Annotated in this window: 12 protein-coding genes; 6 read left to right on the plus strand and 6 right to left on the minus strand. The window is 66.2% G+C overall.

Annotated features, from left to right (window positions below):
- Nucleotides 1-57: 57 nt before the first annotated feature.
- Nucleotides 58-399, plus strand: coding sequence for a hypothetical protein (locus CH249_RS12945; RefSeq protein WP_032394423.1), 342 nt, complete (start codon nucleotides 58-60; stop codon nucleotides 397-399).
- Between the two features lie 49 nt (nucleotides 400-448).
- On the opposite strand, the gene CH249_RS12950 is transcribed toward CH249_RS12945, so the two are convergent.
- A complete protein-coding gene (locus CH249_RS12950; protein WP_094682281.1) occupies nucleotides 449-1,972 on the minus strand; it encodes a leucyl aminopeptidase in 1,524 nt (507 codons plus the stop codon).
- Between the two features lie 117 nt (nucleotides 1,973-2,089).
- Here CH249_RS12950 and gcvT point away from each other — a divergent pair, with 117 nt between their 5' ends.
- Nucleotides 2,090-3,190: a glycine cleavage system aminomethyltransferase GcvT gene (gene gcvT, locus CH249_RS12955; protein WP_094682282.1), complete on the plus strand. Its 1,101-nt coding sequence runs from the start codon at nucleotides 2,090-2,092 to the stop codon at nucleotides 3,188-3,190.
- A 41-nt stretch (nucleotides 3,191-3,231) separates the two neighbouring features.
- A complete protein-coding gene (locus CH249_RS12960; protein WP_032394421.1) occupies nucleotides 3,232-4,335 on the plus strand; it encodes a branched-chain amino acid aminotransferase in 1,104 nt (367 codons plus the stop codon).
- Here CH249_RS12960 and CH249_RS12965 read toward each other — a convergent pair.
- Genes CH249_RS12965 through CH249_RS12980 form a run of 4 tightly spaced genes read right to left on the minus strand, consistent with a single transcriptional unit; the run spans nucleotide 4,332 to nucleotide 7,424 of the window.
- A complete protein-coding gene (locus tag CH249_RS12965) occupies nucleotides 4,332-5,093 on the minus strand; it encodes an adenosylcobinamide-GDP ribazoletransferase (RefSeq protein ID WP_094682283.1) in 762 nt (253 codons plus the stop codon). The genes CH249_RS12960 and CH249_RS12965 overlap by 4 nt on opposite strands.
- A gap of 2 nt (nucleotides 5,094-5,095) precedes the next feature.
- A complete protein-coding gene (gene cobT, locus CH249_RS12970; protein WP_373453544.1) occupies nucleotides 5,096-6,187 on the minus strand; it encodes a nicotinate-nucleotide--dimethylbenzimidazole phosphoribosyltransferase in 1,092 nt (363 codons plus the stop codon).
- A gap of 2 nt (nucleotides 6,188-6,189) precedes the next feature.
- On the minus strand, nucleotides 6,190-6,759 hold the full coding sequence (gene cobU, locus CH249_RS12975; protein ID WP_094647665.1) for a bifunctional adenosylcobinamide kinase/adenosylcobinamide-phosphate guanylyltransferase: 570 nt from the start codon (nucleotides 6,757-6,759) through the stop codon (nucleotides 6,190-6,192).
- Between the two features lie 5 nt (nucleotides 6,760-6,764).
- Nucleotides 6,765-7,424: a DUF3043 domain-containing protein gene (locus CH249_RS12980; RefSeq protein WP_032394419.1), complete on the minus strand. Its 660-nt coding sequence runs from the start codon at nucleotides 7,422-7,424 to the stop codon at nucleotides 6,765-6,767.
- 100 nt (nucleotides 7,425-7,524) lie between these two features.
- On the opposite strand from CH249_RS12980, the gene CH249_RS12985 reads away from it, so the two are divergent.
- From CH249_RS12985 to CH249_RS12995, 3 genes are all read left to right on the plus strand, one after another.
- The gene (locus CH249_RS12985; protein WP_094647667.1) at nucleotides 7,525-8,598 is read left to right on the plus strand and encodes a glycerate kinase; all 1,074 of its coding nucleotides are present in this window, start codon (nucleotides 7,525-7,527) and stop codon (nucleotides 8,596-8,598) included.
- A 65-nt stretch (nucleotides 8,599-8,663) separates the two neighbouring features.
- Entirely contained in the window at nucleotides 8,664-9,029 is a 366-nt protein-coding gene (locus tag CH249_RS12990) for an iron-sulfur cluster assembly accessory protein (protein WP_032394417.1), read from the plus strand.
- Nucleotides 9,030-9,133: 104 nt separating this feature from the next.
- The gene (locus CH249_RS12995) at nucleotides 9,134-10,108 is read left to right on the plus strand and encodes a carbohydrate kinase family protein (RefSeq protein WP_032394416.1); all 975 of its coding nucleotides are present in this window, start codon (nucleotides 9,134-9,136) and stop codon (nucleotides 10,106-10,108) included.
- Nucleotides 10,109-10,155: 47 nt separating this feature from the next.
- Here the strand turns inward: CH249_RS12995 and asnB are convergent, their stop codons facing one another.
- Nucleotides 10,156-12,084 carry an asparagine synthase (glutamine-hydrolyzing) gene (gene asnB / locus CH249_RS13000; RefSeq protein ID WP_094682285.1) on the minus strand — a complete coding sequence of 643 codons (1,929 nt, stop codon included), beginning with the start codon at nucleotides 12,082-12,084 and terminating at the stop codon, nucleotides 10,156-10,158.
- Nucleotides 12,085-12,118 lie beyond the last annotated feature (34 nt).

Below are 12,118 nucleotides of genomic sequence, written 5' to 3' on the forward strand. Positions count from 1 at the left end.
AACAAAATTCCGGTACCAGAACCGGTGACCCATCGGCCGTACGAAAAGGATGTTCTCGTGGGATTGTTCGATCGACTCAAGCGAAGCGGTGGGGGCGCGAAACGGGCTCCGGAAGGGTCGGTTGCCCAGTACCTGGCCGATTGGACCGACGCGCGAATCGGTGTCGAGGCCTACGTCGAGCCGAAGACGACCGTGACCCCGCTGACCGTCGTACTGGTCGCGAACGACGGCGAATGGACCCGTCGGCCGCTCGATGAAAAATATGTACGAAAGATCGGATCCGACCTGAAGATCCCGGTGTACGACGTGCGCAAGACCGGCTACCCCCAGCGCATGCGCGATCACGACGCCCGCCAGAAGGTCATCAGGAAGCGCGAACAGCAGCAACGCGATCTCTGACCTGGCCCGTGCGTGCGGACGCCGAATCCGCACGCACGGACTCTCGTGATCAGCCGTTCTCGACGATGTCCTCCAGGACCGCGAACATCGTCCGTACGGGAACGCCGGTGCCGCCCTTGCCGGTGTACCCGAAGGGGCCACCGGTGTTGTACGCCGGGCCCGCGACGTCGATGTGAGCCCATTCGACGCCGTCGGCGACGAATTCTTTCAAGAACAAAGCGGCAGCGAGCATTCCACCGGCCCGGCCGTTGGTGACGTTCGCCAGATCGGCCACCTTGGAATCGAGTTCGCGTCGAATCTCCTTCGGCAACGGCATCGCCCACGCGTTTTCGCCGATGGCTTGGGAGATCTCCGCGACGCGGTCGCGGAAGTCCTCGGTGCCCATGACTCCCGGCGTTCGATTGCCGAGCGCGACCACCTGAGCTCCGGTCAGTGTCGCGGTGTCGATGAGGTAATCCGGATCGTCCTCGCAGGCCCGCACGATCGCGTCGGCGAGTACCAGGCGGCCTTCGGCGTCGGTGTTGATGACCTCGACGGTGATGCCGCCGTACTGGGTCAGTACATCGCCCGGACGCTGCGCAGTGCCCGACGGCATGTTCTCGGCCATCGGCACCGTCGCGATGACGTCCAGTGGCAGATCGACCTTCGCGGCCAGGATCACCGTCGCGATGACCGCAGCGGCACCGCCCATGTCCGAGGTCATGTTCTCCATGCCCGCAGCGGGTTTGATGGAGATTCCGCCGGTGTCGAACGTGATTCCCTTGCCCACCAGGGCGACCTTCTTCGCGCCTCGCTTCCCACCCGAGTGCGTCAGGCGAACAAGCCGCGGCAGGCGCGAAGAACCCTTGCCGACGCCGTGAATGCCGCCGTAGCCGTCCTTCTCCAGTGCCTTGTCGTCCATGATCTCGACCTTCAGGCCCGCTGCCGTGCCGAGGGCATTGGCCTGCGCGGCGAACTCCTCGGGGTAGAGGTGGCTCGGCGGGGTGTTGACGAAATCGCGTGCTACGGCGACGGATTCGGCGATGGCGAGCGATCGTGCCAGCTCGTTCTTGGCGTCCTTGGAGCGGGTGTCGGGAACGAGCAACACGACGCGCGCGAGTGGGAGCGCGTCGGACTTCGGTGCCGAGACTGCCGATTTGAACTCGGTGAACTGATACGCGCCGAGAAAGAACCCTTCTGCGGCGGCACCGAGATCGAGCGCCGACAACGTGGTCGCCGCAGTGTCGACCCCCTTGAGCGAGCGTGCCGCGGTACCGGCCGACTGCCGAATCCGCTCGCTGTCGATGTCGGCGGCGCTGCCGAGGCCGACCGCCAGCACGCTGTCCACCGACAGGCCGGACGGTGCCGGAATGCGCACCAGCTCGTCGGCCTTTCCGGTGGCACCGACGGATTCGAAGGCGTCGAGTAGCGCAGCGGCGACGGCGTCGTCGGAAATGTCGTCGGTGATGGCGAGTTCGAGGCCGTCGTCACTGGTGCTCAGCGCGACTACGAGAACGTCGACTTTCTTGCCGAGCTTGCCCGCGAGGACCAGGTCGGGTCCGAGAGTGCGGGAAGGCGTCGAGGGTGAAGGCACGTGGCTGCTCCTGTAGGGGTTGACGTGTACGTACCTCGATCCTAGTGACGACGCGTCGAGGGACGCAGTCGGTCTGCCGGGCCCGCTACGGCCGCGATGTGAGCTAGCGTGACCGCCATGACCGACACCGAGCTGATCGAGGGACCACTTCACGCCGTGCACACCGAATTGGGCGCGACGTTCGCACCTTTCGGCGGCTGGACGATGCCGGTGTCGTACGCCGGAGTCGTCGTCGAGCACACGGCGGTGCGAGAAGCCGTCGGCCTGTTCGATGTGGGGCATCTCGGCAAGGCGTCGGTGACCGGGCCCGGAGCCGCCGCGTTCGTGAACTCCGTGCTCACCAACGATCTGAACCGAATCGAACCGGGCAAGGCGCAGTACACGTTGTGCTGCACCGAATCCGGCGGTGTCGTCGACGACCTGATCGCGTACTACGTCTCGGACGAGAACGTCTTTCTGGTGCCGAACGCAGCCAACACTGCGGCCGTCGTCGCGGCGATGGCCGAGCAGGCACCCGAAGGCGTGTCGGTGGTGAACCAGCACCGAGACTTCGGAGTGCTGGCCGTGCAGGGACCGAAATCGAGCGAGGTCCTGCAGGAGCTGGGCCTGCCGACCGACATGGACTACATGGCGTTCGAGGACGCCACCTGGAATTCGGTGGCGGTGCGGGTCTGCCGGACCGGATACACCGGCGAACACGGCTATGAGCTCGTTCCCCCCGCCAGAGATGTGGAACCTCTCTTTCGGGCACTCGTTGCTGCAGTGCGATCGCGCGGAGGGCAGGTGTGCGGGCTCGGCGCACGCGATACGTTGCGCACCGAGATGGGGTACCCGCTGCACGGACACGAACTGGCACTGGACATCTCGCCGCTCGAGGCGCGCTGCGGCTGGGCGATCGGGTGGAAGAAGGATGCGTTCTGGGGCAAGGAAGCACTGTCCGCCGAGAAGGCGAGCGGGCCGGCGCGCGTACTGCGCGGACTGAAGGCCCTCGACCGCGGTGTTCTGCGCCCCGGTCTCACCGTGCGTGTGTCGGGGCAGGACATCGGGACGACGACCTCCGGAACGTTCTCGCCGTCGCTGAAGATCGGAATCGCCCTCGTACTGCTCGACGCGCAAGCAGCTCCGGAGGTGGGCACGGAGGTCGAGGTCGACGTTCGTGGGCGAGCGTTGCGCTGCGAAGTGGTCGCGCCGCCGTTCGTCGCAGCGAAGACCAGGTGACCGCGCGAGAGCGCAGCGACCTTGACGATAGTATCTCCGGCATGACAGGTGTTTCCGAGTTCGCGTACGTGCAGCATCCTTCTCCCGCCACTCCGGTGGAGCGCGACGCGGTGCTCGCTGCACCCGGTTTCGGAAAGCACTTCACCGACCACATGGTGTACATCGACTACACCCGTGACGGCGGATGGCACGATGCGACGATCGCGCCCTACGGACCGATCGAGCTCGACCCGGCCGCGATGGTGCTGCACTACGGCCAGGCCATCTTCGAGGGACTCAAGATCTACCGTCAGCCGAACGGCGACCTCTCGACCTTCCGGGTGCACTCCAACGCCGAGCGCTTCCGCTCGTCCGCCCGCCGCCTGGCGATGCCGGAGTTGCCGGACGAGCTGTTCATCGGATCGATCGAGAAGCTTCTCGAATTCGACCACGAGTGGGTCCCCGCAGCAGGCGGCGAAGACGCGCTGTACGTCCGGCCGTACATGTTCTCCACCGAGGCCGGGCTGGGCGTGCGCCCCGCCGACTCGTACCGCTACATGTTGATCGCCTCGCCCGCGGGCGCGTACTTCCCTCGAGGCGTCAAGCCGGTGAGCGTCTGGCTGTCCACCGAATACGTCCGGGCGGCGCCGGGCGGGACCGGTGCGGCGAAATTCGCCGGCAACTACGCCGCATCGCTTCTGGCGCAAGCACAGGCCAGCGACGAGGGATGCGATCAGGTGGTCTGGCTCGACGCCACCGAGCGCCGCTACGTCGAGGAAATGGGCGGTATGAACCTGTTCTTCGTCTTCGGCTCGGGCTCCGATGCACGCCTGGTGACCCCGTCGCTGTCCGGATCGCTTCTGCCCGGCATCACCCGCGACTCGCTGCTGGCCCTGGCGACCGACGCAGGCATCCCCGTCGAAGAGCGGCGGATCTCCACCGAGGAGTGGCGCAAGGGTGCCGACTCCGGCGAGATCACCGAGGTGTTCGCCTGCGGCACAGCAGCCGTCATCACACCGGTGGGCAGCGTCAAGTCCACCGAGGGCACGTTCGAGATCGCAGGCGGTGAGCCCGGCGAGATCACTCTCGCACTACGTGACACGCTCACCGGCATTCAGCGCGGAACGTTCGCCGATACTCACGGCTGGATGACCACGCTCCGCTAGCTCCCCAGGAGCAGGCCGACCGCGGCCAGTGCGGTGGTCGTCTCGATTCCGGCTCCGAGCACGTCGCCGGAGAGCCCGCCGAAGCGTCGGACGCAGTGACTAGTGAGAATCACCGCGACGGCGAGTGCGGCGATCACCACCAGCGCTCCCTGCCACGGTCGGTCGGGCAAAATGTACGTGAACATGGCCGTTGCCACGCCTGTCCACAACGCCACGACCGCGGTCGACTGAGTGCCTGCCACCAGCGCGCCGAAGCCGCTCGGTGCCGCCGCGTCGATCCCTCGGCGGCACGCGACCACTGCCGACACTCTTGCGATCACCGAGACGCACACGATGGCCCACCACATGTGCAACTGCGCGAGCTGGCCCAGGCTTGCGGCCTGTATCCCCAACACCAGAACGAGTGCTGCCACACCGAACGGGCCTGCACTGCCGGACTTCATGACTTCTCGCGCGCGCTCGGGCGGTCCGTAACAGCCGAGCCCGTCTGCGGTGTCGGCCAAGCCGTCGAGGTGCATACCCCGGGTGAGCAGTGCCGTGGCACCGACGGCGATCAGTCCGCCGAGCAGTGGTGACAGTCCGGCCGCGATCGACACCCACAGCAGCGCGGCGGAGATGCCGCCGAGGGCGAGGCCGACGAGCGGCGCGAACGCGATCGCGCGGCCGGCGGAGTGTCTGTCGACGTTCTCCGGGCCGCGCACGGGCAGTACCGTCAGCCAGGAGAACGCGAGCAATACTCCATCGGCGCGCCTGCTCACGGTCAGGGATTTTCGGTACTGCTGTGGCCTTCGCTGTCGCCGGTGCTGACCCCGGCGTCGGCGAAGGTCGCCATCGAATTCAGGGTGCCGACACCCGCACGAACCAGAGGCAACGCCGCCAGCGCACCCGAGCCCTCGCCGAGACGCATCTCGAGCTCCACGAGCGGTTCGAGACGCAAGTGCCGCAACGCAAGTGAATGGGCAGGCTCGGCCGAACGATGTCCGGCCACCCACCAGTTGCGCGCTCCGGCCGCTGCATCCTCGGCCACCAGAGCGGCCGCGGTCACCACGAGGCCGTCCAGAATCACCGGGGTTCGCCGGTGTGCGGCCTGGGCGAGAAACCCGGCGAGAGCCGCGATGTCGGCACCGCCCGCGACCCGGAGCAGGTCGGTGGGGTTCTTCGCGACCGGACGAGCCCTACGCATCGCATCCCGGATCGCCGCGGTCTTCCTGATCCACCCCGCATCGTCGATTCCGGTGCCGCGGCCGACAGCGGCAACCGGTTCTGTATCGGTCAGGGTGGCGATCAATACCGTTGCAGGAGTGGTGTTTCCGATGCCCATGTCGCCTGCGATGAGAAGATCCGCGCCGGCGTCGACTTCCTCGTCGGCGATGGCGGCTCCGGCAGCGACGGCGGCCCGAACCTCGTCCTCGGTCAGTGCGTCCTCGCGGTCGATGGATCCGCTGGACCGTCGAATCTTGAACGCGGACACGGAAGAATCGGTATCGGCGTCGACTGCGATGTCGACGACCCGAACCGCCGCACCGGCGATATCGGCGAGCACGTTGACCGCGGCACCGCCGGCGCGGATGTTCGCGACCATCTGGGCCGTGACCTCGGGAGGGTAGGCGGAGACCCCGTGCGCAGCGACGCCGTGATCGCCGGCGAAGACGACGACACGCACTCGTTCGAGGGACCGCGGCGGGCAGGCGTCCTGGCAGGCCGCGATCCACTCACCGAGCGTCTCGAGGCGACCGAGGCTGCCGGCGGGCTTGGTCAATTCCCGTTGCCGGTCCGCCGCAGCCGATCTGGCCGAGTCCGACGGAGCCGTCACCGGACGAAACGGCGTCGCCGAATCCTCTTCCGAAAGAATTGTCACACTGTGCCTTTCGCGGTTGTGAAGTCCGCCGGAGGTTCCTTGAGGGTCAGCGCGAGTCCCGCAACGACCAGCAGAACCCTGTCACACACTGTCGCGAGCCGAGAATTGAGCGAGCCCAGCTCGTCTCGGAAGAGGCGACCGGAACGGGATTCGGGCACCACGGACAGGCCGACCTCGGGGCTGACGAGCACGAGAGGCGACGTGCATCGCGTGACTGCCCCGACCAGGTCGTCGACTGCCGGTGCGACGGTGCCGCGGGGGAGCTCCCAGGCCTGCGCGTCGTCGAGCATTCCCGTCAGCCACGTTCCGAGGTCGTCGACGACGGTGGTGCCGTCCCACGGCTGCGAGATGACACCGGCCAGTGACGTGACGGTTTCGACGGTGGACCAGTGATTGGGTCTCGACGCGCGATGAAGGTCGATACGGCGTTGCCAGTCCTCGTCGGTGGTGTCCCGCCTACCGGTGGCGAGATAGCGAACCGGCTCGAGAACGGCAAGCGATTCGGCGTGCCCGGACTTGCCGGATCTGGCCCCACCGAGCACGAGAGTTCGAGTCGGTACGCCCACCGACGTCAGACGGCCTCGCCGGCGCTGACTCGCGGCTTGGGGGCGCGCATCTTGCGGATCTGGGACGCGCGGACGAATGCGTACCACCCGATCTTGAAACCACCGTCGGTGGTCTCGGGGAACCGCACCCGGATCTTGTTGTTGATCATCTTGCCGAGGTAGATGCCCTCACCGACCATGAAGAGCATCATCACGAACATGCCGAGAGTGACGTACTGCTGCACCTGAGGCTGCAGGAACAACGCGAAGATCAAGATCAACGCGAGCGGCATGAACAGTCCGACGAGGTTGCGCCGCGCGTCGACGATGTCTCGCACGTATGCGCGGACCGGACCCTTGTCGCGGGGGAGCAGGTACTTGTCGTCGCCCGCGAGCATGCGTGCGCGACGCTCGGCTGCGGCGGCGCGTCGCTCGTTGGAGGCGGCCTTGCGGTCTTCCTTGCTGCCCTTGTTCGCCTTGCGGCGCTCGCGTGCCTCTTTGCTCGTCAGCGGAGCAGGAGCGACCGGTCCACGACGCCGCGCCTCGGCGTCACGACGCTTGGGGGTCGGTCGGCCCTTACCGAGAGACACCGAAGAGGTCGCGTCGCTCCCGGCCGTCGTCGACTCGGATTCGTTCGAGTCGTTTCCGTCCGAATTGTCAGAGTTTCCACGGCGTAGCAGCTTCACGCACTCAGAGTATGGGATGGCTCGTCGGATTCGAACACCGGCCAGGTCAGCGACGAAACAGCGGATGCCGTTCCGTCGCTGCAGCCCTAGACTTCCGACGATGCGAGTGATGATTGCGCCGGATTCGTTCGGAGACACCCTGACTGCCGCGGCCGCGGCCGACGCCATCGCCAGGGGATGGGCGTCGGTTCGGGAGACCGACGAGCTCGAACTCGCCCCTCAATCCGACGGTGGCCCCGGCTTCGTCGAAGTACTGGCTTCGCGCATCGGCACCGTGCAGTTCGCGGATGTGGACGGGCCGCTCGGCAACCCGGTCCGAGCCGAATGGCTGCTCGACGGCACGGCGGCATACATCGAATCGGCTCAGGCCTGCGGACTGCATCTGCTCGACGGGCCGCCCACCCCACTGTCCGCATCGAAGGCGAGCAGCTACGGCGTCGGCCAGTTGCTCGGCGCGGCACTGGACAGCGGAGCCGAAACGATATTCGTCGGACTCGGCGGAAGTAGCTGCAGCGACGGTGGCCGCGCGATGATTCGTGCGCTGGGCGGACTCGGATCGGCAGTCGCCCGGTTGTCCGACATCGACCTCGTCGCCGCGTCGGACGTGGAGAATCCGCTGCTGGGCGACGCCGGTGCAGCCCGAGTCTTCGGTCCACAGAAGGGTGCCGACGCAGAGACCGTTGCTCGGCTCGAGGAGCTGAACGCCGACTGGGCGGCGGTCCTGTCCGCCGCGGGTCACGACGTGGCGGGCCGGCCGGGTGCCGGGGCCGCCGGTGGTCTCGGGGCGGCGTTGTTCGCACTGGGCGGCAGGCAGCAGCCCGGGGCGGCTGTCGTGGCCGAGCGGACCGGCCAGCAAGAACTGTTGGACTCCGTCGACCTGGTGCTCACCGGTGAGGGCAAATTCGACTCGCAATCGCTGCGGGGCAAGCTGGTGACGAGAATGGCTGCCGCGGGCGGCGCGACCGGTATCGACACGATCGTGCTCGCGGGACAGGTCACATTGTCCGAGGACGAACTGGAATCGGCGGGTATCTCCGCTGCGCACTCGATCAGTGAGTTCGCAGGATCGGTGGAGCTGGCGATGTCCGACGCGGCGAACCAGCTCGAACAGCTGGCCGCGCGCGTAGCGGCCGACGTGGACGACACTGCCGTACAACCGAGGCGGCGAGCGTGAGGAATAGAGCCACCGGGAGTACGGTTGAGTAGTTCACGGGTTTGTACGACTGATAGGGAGAGCCCATGACCGTCTCGAACGAGGCCACAACGACCGAAACCACAGCGCACAAGGTCACCATGACGGAGACCGCGTCGACCAAGGCCAAGGCGTTGCTGGACCAAGAAGGCCGCGACGACCTCGCGCTGCGCATCGCGGTGCAGCCAGGTGGTTGCGCAGGACTGCGCTACCAGCTCTTCTTCGACGACCGAAGCCTCGACGGCGACCTCGCGGTCGACTTCAACGGCGTCACGCTCGCAGTGGACCGGATGAGCGCCCCGTACGTGGAGGGTGCATCCATCGACTTCGTGGACACGATCGAGAAGCAGGGCTTCACGATCGACAACCCGAACGCCACGGGATCGTGCGCGTGCGGCGACTCGTTCAACTGAGCTGACTCGTACTCGACTGTGACCGGTACACGCGTGCGTGTATCGGTCACAGTCGTGTCTGCCCAGCAGCTCTCCAGCACTCAAGAACCGAAAGGCCCTCCTTCGTGACTCTCGCGGTATCCGGCTCGATAGCGACCGACCATCTGATGCGATTCTCCGGACGGTTCGCCGAGCAGATAGTCGCCGACCAGCTCTCGAACATCTCGCTGAGCTTCCTGGTCGACGATCTGGTGATTCGCAAGGGAGGCGTCGGCGGAAACATCGCGTACGCACTCGGAGTTCTCGGCGGTGCGCCTCTTCTCGTCGGGGCCGTGGGACCGGACTTCGCCGAATACCGGACCTGGCTGGAGGAGCACGGCGTCGACTGCAGTGGTGTGAGCGTGTCCGCTACCGCGCACACCGCCCGCTTCGTCTGCACCACGGACGAGGACATGGCGCAGATCGCGTCCTTCTACCCCGGAGCGATGAGCGAGGCCCGTGATATTTCCATCGAGACGCTCGCGGCGCAGCACGAGATGGACCTGGTTCTGATCGGCGCGAACGACCCCGACGCCATGACAGCGCATACGGCCCAGTGCCGCGCTGCGGGTATCCCGTTCGCGGCCGACCCGTCGCAGCAGCTCGCCCGGCTCGACGCAGCGCAGGCGACCGACTTGATCGACGGTGCCGCGTACCTGTTCACCAACGAGTACGAATGGGCACTGCTGAAGCAGAAGACTGGCATGTCCGACGCGGACATCGCTGCGAAGGTGGAGCTACGTGTCACCACCCTGGGTAAGCGCGGCGTCGACATCGTGGCCAAGGGCGGCGAACACACCCACATCGGCGTCGTGCCCGAGACGAGCAAGGTCGACCCGACCGGCGTCGGCGATGGCTTCCGGGCAGGTTTTCTCACGGCACACATGGCCGGAGCCAGTATCGAACGCGCAGCGCAACTCGGTTCGCTCGTGGCCGTGCTGGTGCTGGAGACCACCGGCACTCAGGAGTGGGAGCTCAATCGCGACGACGCGATCAAACGTCTGACCGCGGCGTACGGTGCCGACGCGGGCGAGGAGATCGGGGCATTGCTCCCCGTCTGATGCCGATCTCGCCGCCCCGAGCCATCGGGGCGGCGAGGTGACCTCGATCAGATGTTGACCGGGTACTCCGGTTCGGCGATCTGCGGCACGATGCGTTTCTCCACGAAGATTCCGTGCCACACCATGAAGATCAGCAGGGTCCACAGTCGACGGCTGTGATCGGACCGGCCGGCGCGGTGGTCGTCGAGCATTGCGACGACGGCTGCCTTGTTCAGCAGGTGATCGGTCTGCGAATCGGCGATCTGCTGGTGCGCCCAGTCGGAGAGTTCCGTGCCGCGGAGCCAATGGCGCAGTGGCACCGGGAATCCCAGCTTGGCGCGGTGCAGGACATGACCGGGAACGATTCCCTCCAGTGCCTGACGCAGAGCGTACTTGGTGGTGCTCTTGGTGATCTTCTGCTCGAGTGGGAGCTTCTCGGCAACCTTGTAGACCTCGGAGTCCAGGAACGGGACTCGCAACTCGAGTGAGTTCGCCATGGTGATCTTGTCGGCCTTGACCAGAATGTCGCCACGCAACCAGGTGAACAGATCCAGATGCTGCATGCGAGCCACCGGATCCCATCCCTGCGACTGCGCGTAGATCGGGGCGGTGACGTCCTGATGGGTCCATTCGGACCGGAACTCGCGCAACACCGAGCGCAACTGCGCGTCGTTGAAACTGCGAGCGTTACCGTAGTACCGCTCTTCGAGGGTCATCGATCCGCGGTTGAGCAGGCTCTTGCCGCGCGTGCCCTCGGGGATTCGCTCGCTCAACGAGCCGGCCGCTCGTCGAAGGAAGGCGGGCAGCGACTCGAACGGCTTCAACGACAGCGGTTCGCGGTAGATGGTGTATCCGCCGAACAATTCGTCCGCACCTTCACCGGACAGCACGACCTTCACGTGCTTGCGTGCTTCCTTGGCGACGAAGTACAGCGGCACCAAGGCGGGGTCGGCCACAGGATCGTCCAGATACCAGACGATCTCGGGAATGGATGCCGCGAATTCTTCGGGCCCCACGACCTTCACGATGTGCTTCGCTCCGATGGCGGCCGCGGACTCCGCCGCCACGTCGACCTCGGAGTAGCCCTCGCGCTCGAATCCGGTGGTGAACGTGATCAGGTCGGGATTGTGGCGAATCGCCAGAGCTGCGATGGCCGTCGAATCGATGCCGCCGGAGAGGAACGAGCCGACGGTGACGTCGGCGCGCATGTGTTTGGCCACCGAATCTTCGAGTGCCTCGGCGATTTCCTGGTACCGCGCCTTCTCGGTGCCCGGCGCGAACGGCTGCACCGGGAACTTCGGTGTGAAGTAGCGGGTGATCTTCGGCGTCGTACCGGGGGACAGGGTGGCGTAGCAACCGGACTCGAGCCGCCGAACGCCTGCGTGCAGGGTCTCGGGCTCGGGGACGTACTGCAGAACGGTGTAGTGCTCGATGGCGCGCGGGTCGAGACCGGTGTCGACACCGAGCAACTCCATCAGCTCGAGCACGCTCTTCTTCTCACTACCGAACGCGGTGCCACCCGGACCGGTGGCCAGGAACAGCGGCTTGATGCCGAAGGGATCGCGAGCGACGAACATCTCACGGGTCTCGGTGTCCCAGACGGCGAATGCGAACATGCCCCGAAGCCGCTCCACAGCGGCAGCACCCCAGTAGTGAAACGCTGCGACGATGGACTCGCTGTCACCCTCGGTGCTGAACTCGGCACCGTGGTCGCGTGCCAGTTCTGCGCGCAGTTCCAGATAGTTGTAGATCTCGCCGTTGAAGACGAGCGCATACCGGTTCGGCGACTCCGGCGGACCCCAACGCATCGGCTGATGCGAGTGTTCGATGTCGATGAAGGACAACCGATTGAAGCCGTAGACGACGTCGTCGTCGTGCCAGGTGCCACCGGGCTCGTCCGGGCCGCGGTGTCGCATGCAATGGGTCGCCGAAGCGACGAGTTCGACTCCGGCGGCGGTCGTTCCGTGAGACGTGAGTACTCCGAGCAGTCCACACACGGCGTCTGCTACCTCTTCTCGCAGTTGGGGACAG

The organism is Rhodococcus sp. 05-2255-3B1, from assembly GCF_002258545.1.
Taxonomy (GTDB): domain Bacteria; phylum Actinomycetota; class Actinomycetes; order Mycobacteriales; family Mycobacteriaceae; genus Rhodococcoides.

Bases quoted from the DNA above. Each gene is read 5' to 3' on its own strand.
- CH249_RS12990 (WP_032394417.1), top strand. From the start codon at position 8,664: ATGACCGTCTCGAACGAGGCCACAACGACCGAAACCACAGCGCACAAG.
- CH249_RS12985 (WP_094647667.1), top strand. From the start codon at position 7,525: ATGCGAGTGATGATTGCGCCGGATTCGTTCGGAGACACCCTGACTGCC.
- CH249_RS12960 (WP_032394421.1), top strand. From the start codon at position 3,232: ATGACAGGTGTTTCCGAGTTCGCGTACGTGCAGCATCCTTCTCCCGCC.
- gcvT (WP_094682282.1), top strand. From the start codon at position 2,090: ATGACCGACACCGAGCTGATCGAGGGACCACTTCACGCCGTGCACACC.